The organism is Jatrophihabitans sp., assembly GCF_051960575.1.
Lineage (GTDB): Bacteria > Actinomycetota > Actinomycetes > Mycobacteriales > Jatrophihabitantaceae > JBQCEE01.
On record NZ_JBQCEE010000308.1, the window covers coordinates 1 to 6,407 of the forward strand.

Genomic DNA, 6,407 nt, shown 5'->3' on the forward strand with positions numbered 1-6,407 from the left:
CGCGCTGCTCGCGCTGGTGCGTGGCCGCGGCACCTCGGCGACGCAGCAGCGCCAGGTGCTCACCCGCACCGGCGACGTCGTCGCCGTCGCCCGTCACGCCGCCGCGCAGACCGTCGCCACGCTGTAGGTCACGGCTCGTCCGGGAACCAGGCCGCCTGCGCGACGTCGACGATGCCGCGACGCAGCGCGGTGCCCTCGGCGAACCAGTGCTCCTGCGCGGCGGCCATGAGGTGCGCGGGCAGGGTGCCGTTCGCGCGCACGACCCGCCACCACGTCACCGCCTCGCCGTCGCGGGCCATCACGCCGCCCACGCCGCGGGGCCCGCCGCGACCGAGGTACTCGGCGATCGCCCCGTAGGTCATCACCCGCCCCGGCGGGATGCGGTCGACGACCGCGAGCACGTCGGCGTGGAACTCGTCGTTCACCACGGCGGCATCGTCGCAGCCGCGCCGTCAGCGCAGCGCCCGGGCCAGGCGCGGCCAGCACAGCGCGAGCGTCGTGGCGCCCTTGCGCAGCACGTCGAGGTCGACGCTCTCGTCCGGGCCGTGCCAGTGGTCGTCGGGCAGGCCGGTGCCGAAGAAGACGATCGGCGCACCGAGCCGCTCGTGCAGCAGGGCGCCGGGCCCCGAGCCCGCGTTGCGCATGCGTCCGGGTTCGGCGCCCCAGGCCTCGCCCATCGCCTCGGTCAGCACCGCGAGCGCCGGATGGTCCTCGGGCGTCACGTACGGCGGTTGGTTGATCGTCTCCATGACCGTGACGTCGGCGGTGAACCCGTCCGGCAGCCGGTCGACGACCCAGGCGCGCACCAGTTCCGTGATCTTCGCCGGGTCCTGGTCGGGCACGAGGCCGAACTGCAGTTCGCCGAGTGCCCGCGCCGCGATCGTGCCCCGCGTCGGCGGCGCCGGGTCGCCGCTCGCCAGCGCCCCGACCTCGACCGCCGGACGCAGGTACAACCGCTCGCCGATCGAGCGGCCCGACTCGCCGACGGCGGCACGGGTGCGGGTGCGCCGCAACCAGTCGTCCTCGTCGGCGGTGAGCCGGGCGACGGCGCCCCGCTCGGCGTCGGAGGCCTCACGCACCTCGTCGTAGAAGCCGGGCATGGCCACCCGCCCGTCGTCGTCGTGCACCTGCGCGAGCAGCCGCACGAGCGCCGTCGCAGGGTTCGGCGCGACGCCCGAGACGGCCCCGGCGTGGATGTCGCGCTCGGGGCCGCGCACCTCGACCTGCGCCTTCATCATCCCGCGGTTGCCGGTGACGACGGCCGGCTGCTCCGCCGACCACGTCATCGTGTCGCTGACCATGACCAGATCGGCGGCCAACCGCTCGACGTGCGCGTCGAGCAGGTCGGCGAAGTGCGCCGAGCCCGCCTCCTCCTCCCCCTCGACCAACAGCATCAGGTGCACCGGCGGGGCGTCGGCGCCGGACGCGAGCAGCGCCCGCAGAGCGAACAGGTGGGCGAGCACCTGACCCTTCGCGTCCGAGGTGCCGCGGCCGAACAGCCGCCGGCCGCGGCGCAGCGGTTCGAACGGCGGGCACACCTCCCACTCGTCGTCCTGGGCCATCCGCACGTCGTGGTGGCTGTAGACGAGCACGCGCGGGCCGTCGGCCGGCCACTCGGCGAAGACGGCGGGGAACCCGTCGGCGTCCCACACCTCGACGGTCGGGAAGCCGACGTCGCGGCACTCGGCGGCGAGCCAGTTCGCCGACCGGGTCAGTGCCGCCTCACGTCCCGCCTCGCCGGCCACCGACGGGATGCGGCACCACTCGGTCAACCGGTCGACCAGTTCGGCCTCGTGCTCGCGCAGCCAGGCCCCGTGGTTCGGGGCGTCCGGCGTCGTCATGCCCGGTGCAGGGCGACGACCGCCCGTGCTGCGTCGTGTGAGCGCACCTCGCCGGCGCGCAGGCCCAGCGGTGCGGCGCGCGCGTCGAGGCGGTCGGCCTGCCGCGCCCCGGCGACCTGCAGCAGCAGCACGCCGCCGGGCAGCAGGTGATCGGCCGCCGCGGCGAGGCAGAGGTCGATCACGGCGAGGCCGTCCGGGCCGCCGTCGATCGCGGTGACCGGGTCGTCGGGCCACCGGGTGATCTCGTCCGTGGGCAGGTACGGCGGGTCGGCGATCACGAGCGGGAAGCGTTCGTCCGGGTGCAGGGCCGTCTCGAGCCGCGCGACGCGCAATTCGGTACGCGACGCCCACCCGGCAGCCGCGGCGTTCACCGCGGCGTAGCCGCCGGCGGTCGGGTCGGCCTCCACCTGCACCAGGTCGCGGTCGGCGAGCACGGCGGCCGCCAGGCCGATGTGGCCTGCCCCCGCACAGAGTTCGAGCAGCGGGCCCGCAGGCATGGTGCGGGCGAGCTCGGCGGCCCACTCGCTCTGCAGCAGCGTCCAGGGGCGGGGCTCGAGCACACGGGCGTCCCACTCGATGTCGAGCGGACCGAAGCGGCAGGTGCGGGCGGGGGTCAGTGCGGTCACGACCGTCCTCTTCCCGGTACGGCGGGTTTCCACTCCGTGTGAACGGGGTATTTCGCGCAGTGTGCCGATCAAGCCGATCGGCGCGACTTCGCACCGCCGCGATCCGTCGGTGCGCCGACGCAACCGGCGAGGACGACATGTTGCTGCCCGAACCACGGGGACCGCTCTCGCGTGCCCTCATCGACGCGCTCGGTGCCGACGACCCGTCGCTGCTGCCGCTGCCCGAGGACATCGGTGACATCGCCGACGCGCTCGCCGACGACGACCTGCAGCTCGCGCTCTGGACCTGCTACGAGCTGCACTACCGCGGCTTCGACGAGGTCGACGACCTGTGGGAGTGGCAGCCCGACCTCATCGCCCTTCGCCTCGGCCTCGAGGGTGAGGTGCTTGCCGCACTGCACCGCGAGGTGCGGGTGCCGTCGAGCGACCGGCCGGTGGCCGAGCGGCTGCGTGCGCTGGTCGACGGCGACGACGGCCCGAGCCTGTCGCGGTTCGTGCAGACCCGCGCGACGGCCGACCAGTTCGCCGAGTTCGTGGTGCACCGCTCGCTGTATCAGCTCAAGGAGGCCGACCCGCACACGTGGGCGATCCCCCGGCTGTCCGGGCGGGCGAAGGCGGCGCTCGTCGAGATCCAGGTGGACGAGTACGGCAACGGGCAGCTGCACCGCATGCACAGCGAGCTGTTCCGCACGCTGCTGCGCGAGCTCGACCTCAGCGACGAGTACGCCGCGTACGTCGACGCGGTGCCCGGCATCACCCTGGCGATCAGCAACGTCATGTCTCTGTTCGGGCTGCGCCGTGACCTGCGCGGCGCGATCGTCGGCCACCTCGCCGCCTACGAGATGACCTCGTCGACGCCGTGCCGTCGCTACGCCAAGGGACTGCGCCGGCTCGGCGGGTCGGACGCCGCGTGCGCCTTCTACGACGAGCACGTCACCGCCGACGCGCTGCACGAGCAGCTGGCCATGCACGACCTCTGCGGCGGCCTGGCCGAGGCAGAGCCCGACCTTGCCGAGGACATCGTCTTCGGTGCGGCGGCGTGCCTGCACGTCGACAACCGCTTCGCCGCGTACGTCCTGGGCCGCTGGGACGACCGCACGACCTCGCTGCGCGCCCCCGTGCGTCCCGCCCCGCGCCTCGCCCACGTCTCGTGACGGATCTCGAATCCGCTGACATTTCCGTCGCGGGATCGGAGATCCGTCACGAGATGCCGCCGCCGGCATCGGAACCGACCTCAGGGGCGGGCGGGGCCCAGGGACGACCCGTTGCGGTGGCTGCCGTCGCAGATCGGCTTGAGCGCCGAGCGGCCGCAGCGGCACAGGGCCAGCGTGCGCCCCGTCTCGAGCACGGTGCCGTCGACGTCGCGCAGTTCGACGTCGCCACGCAGCACCAGCGGGCCGTCCGGGTAGACGGTCACGGTGGCGGCGGGCTCGCGCGAACTGGTCACACGCCGATCGCTACCCGCGTCCGGACGGTGTGAAACGGGAAGGCTGCTGTCGACACGCCCGAACACCGAGGCCGCCGGAGGCACCATGTCGCTCACCGAGCGGCTCGACCACTACCAGCGCAGGCACCCGCGTGCGGGCCTGCCGATCGCGGTGGTCTACAAGTTCGTCGACGACCAGGGCAACTACCTCGCGGCGCTCATCACCTTCTACGCGTTCCTGTCGCTGTTCCCGCTGTTGCTGCTGACCAGCACGATCCTCAACTTCACCCTCGAGGGCAACCCAGGGCTGCGGCACGACCTGCTCGACTCCGCGCTCGGCCAGTTCCCCGTCGTCGGTGCGCAGCTGGCCGACCCGAAGAGCGTCTCGGGCAGCGGGCTCGGGCTGGTCATCGGCATCCTCGGCACGCTGTACGGCGGCCTCGGCGTCGCGCAGGCCGCGCAGAACGCGATGAACACCGTCTGGCGCGTGCCACGCAACAGCCGGCCGAACCCCTTCGCGGCTCGGGCGCGCAGCCTGCTGCTGCTCGCGGTCGTGGGGCTGTCGGTGATCGCCACGACCGGGCTGGCCGCGCTCGGCAGCCAGGTCGACGGCTTCGGTGCGTGGGCGCGCATCGGCATCGGTGTCGGCACGTTCGTCATCAACGCGAGCGTCTTCACCCTCGCCTTCCGCATCGCGACGGCCAAGGACGTGTCGGTGCGCGAGACCGTGCCGGGCGCGATCGGCGCCGCCGCGATCTGGCAGGTGCTGCAGTACGTCGGCGCGTTCTACGTCGGCCACGCCATCCGCGGCGCGAGTGAGATCAACGGCGTGTTCGCCGTCGTGCTCGGGCTCATCGCCTGGCTCTACCTCGAGTCGCTCATCGTCGTGCTCGCCGTCGAGCTCAACTCGGTGCGCGCGCTGAGGCTGTACCCGCGCGCGCTGCTCACCCCGTTCACCGACGACGTCGACCTCACCCCGGCCGACCGCATCAGCTACGCCGAACAGGCGAAGGCCCAGCGGGCCAAGGGTTTCCAACAGATCGACGTAGAGTTCCACGACCGTTGAGACACGTGCCTGGCATCATGCGCGGGTGAGCACTCGCAGCGCGTTGATCACCGGCGGCGGCACCGGGCTCGGACTCGCAACCGCCCTGCGGCTCCACCGCAAGGGGTTCGCGGTCACCATCGTCGGACGCCGCGCAGCGGTGCTCGCCGACGCCGCTGCGCAACTCGGTGCGGACGGCGGCGCGCCGGTGGCGACCGTCGTCACCGACCTCGCCGACCCCGAGGCGCCCGCCGCGTCGGTCGCCGCGCACGTCGAGCGGTTCGGCGGTCTCGACGCGCTGGTGGCAGGGGCGGGCGCGTACGAGGAGACACCGCTGCTCGGCGTCACCGCGGCGATGTGGGACGCGACGATGGACGTGCACGTTCGCGCGGTGGTGCTCGCGGCCTCCGCCGCTGCGAGGATCATGATCGAGGCCGGCCGCGGACGCATCGTGCTCGTCTCGTCGGTCAACGGGTTCCACTCGGAGCCCGACACGATGGCCTACAGCGCGGCGAAGACCGCTGTCATCAGCCTCGCCCGCTCGCTCGCCGTCGATCTCGGCACGAGCGGCGTGACGGCGAACGCGGTCGCACCCGGGTGGGTGACGACACCGATGACCGAGCAGTACCTGGACGCGAGCACGCCCGAGCGCATGCGCCGGGTCAACCCGCTGGGCCGCCCGGGGCGCCCGGACGAGATCGCCGAGGTGATCGCCTGGCTGGTCACGGACGCGCCGGAGTTCCTCACCGGCGCGACGATCGCCGTCGACGGAGGCCAGACGGCACTGGCTCCGCTGCCCTGACGGTGCGCCACAATCCCCGCATGGCCGAACCCCCGCAGTTCACCCGCGCCTACCGCGTCGTGCTCGCCGTGGCGACGCCCATCATGCGGTGGGCCCGGCTCAGGGTGACCGGGGTCGACCTGCTGCCACGCACCGGCCCCGTGCTGCTGGTGGCCGACCACGACAGCTACTGGGACCCGATCGCCATCGCCGTGGCCGCGCGGCGCACCCGCCAGATCCACGCGCTGTCGAAGTCGACGTTGTGGAGGAACAAGGTCGTCGGCGCGTTCATGACCGACATGGGGCACATCCCGGTCGAGCGTGGCGTCAACAACGACGCGGCGCTCGAGCGCGCGATCGAGGCCTTGCGTGCGGGGGCGTGCATCGGCATCTTCCCCGAGGCCACGCGCTCGCTCGGGCGCCCGCGGCGCGCCCGCAGCGGGATCGGGCGCATGGCCGAGCTGGTGCCCGAGGCGCAGATCGTCTGCGTGCGGACGAACGGCTCGACCGATGTGGTGCGGCTGCCGAAGCGCCCGCTCGTCACCGTGGAGTTCTACCGTCCGCGCGGGGGCGGCCTCGCGCCGGGCGAGAGCGCCGGCGACTTCGCGCAGCGACTGGTCGACGAGTTGCGCGAGCGCGCGCCGTACGAGGTCCCCGGCCGGCGCCGGACGGCGACGAAGTTCGCGGC

At 73.4% G+C, this 6,407-nt stretch carries 8 protein-coding genes; 4 read left to right on the plus strand and 4 right to left on the minus strand.

Going from position 1 to position 6,407, the window contains the following annotated elements:
- Positions 1 to 128: 128 nt before the first annotated feature.
- Genes ACTHMS_RS17205 through ACTHMS_RS17215 form a run of 3 tightly spaced genes read right to left on the minus strand, consistent with a single transcriptional unit; the run spans position 129 to position 2,467 of the window.
- Positions 129 to 428: an MGMT family protein gene (locus ACTHMS_RS17205; protein ID WP_440307885.1), complete on the minus strand. Its 300-nt coding sequence runs from the start codon at positions 426 to 428 to the stop codon at positions 129 to 131.
- A 24-nt stretch (positions 429 to 452) separates the two neighbouring features.
- Positions 453 to 1,841, minus strand: a complete 1,389-nt coding sequence (locus ACTHMS_RS17210) for a M20/M25/M40 family metallo-hydrolase (RefSeq protein WP_440307886.1) — start codon at positions 1,839 to 1,841, stop codon at positions 453 to 455.
- Positions 1,838 to 2,467 (minus strand): methyltransferase, encoded by a 630-nt coding sequence (locus tag ACTHMS_RS17215; protein WP_440307887.1) that lies wholly within the window; start codon positions 2,465 to 2,467, stop codon positions 1,838 to 1,840. The genes ACTHMS_RS17210 and ACTHMS_RS17215 overlap by 4 nt, the downstream gene beginning before the upstream one ends.
- A gap of 137 nt (positions 2,468 to 2,604) precedes the next feature.
- On the opposite strand from ACTHMS_RS17215, the gene ACTHMS_RS17220 reads away from it, so the two are divergent.
- Positions 2,605 to 3,621, plus strand: coding sequence for an iron-containing redox enzyme family protein (locus ACTHMS_RS17220; protein WP_440307888.1), 1,017 nt, complete (start codon positions 2,605 to 2,607; stop codon positions 3,619 to 3,621).
- A gap of 80 nt (positions 3,622 to 3,701) precedes the next feature.
- Here the strand turns inward: ACTHMS_RS17220 and ACTHMS_RS17225 are convergent, their stop codons facing one another.
- Positions 3,702 to 3,914, minus strand: coding sequence for a CDGSH iron-sulfur domain-containing protein (locus ACTHMS_RS17225; protein WP_440307889.1), 213 nt, complete (start codon positions 3,912 to 3,914; stop codon positions 3,702 to 3,704).
- Positions 3,915 to 3,999: 85 nt separating this feature from the next.
- Here ACTHMS_RS17225 and ACTHMS_RS17230 point away from each other — a divergent pair, with 85 nt between their 5' ends.
- The 3 genes from ACTHMS_RS17230 to ACTHMS_RS17240 form a co-directional block, all read left to right on the plus strand.
- The gene (locus tag ACTHMS_RS17230) at positions 4,000 to 4,959 is read left to right on the plus strand and encodes a YihY/virulence factor BrkB family protein (protein ID WP_440307890.1); all 960 of its coding nucleotides are present in this window, start codon (positions 4,000 to 4,002) and stop codon (positions 4,957 to 4,959) included.
- A gap of 25 nt (positions 4,960 to 4,984) precedes the next feature.
- Positions 4,985 to 5,740 (plus strand): SDR family NAD(P)-dependent oxidoreductase, encoded by a 756-nt coding sequence (locus ACTHMS_RS17235; RefSeq protein WP_440307891.1) that lies wholly within the window; start codon positions 4,985 to 4,987, stop codon positions 5,738 to 5,740.
- Positions 5,741 to 5,760: 20 nt separating this feature from the next.
- On the plus strand, positions 5,761 to 6,407 hold a 647-nt coding region (locus ACTHMS_RS17240), incomplete at its 3' end, for a lysophospholipid acyltransferase family protein (RefSeq protein WP_440307892.1).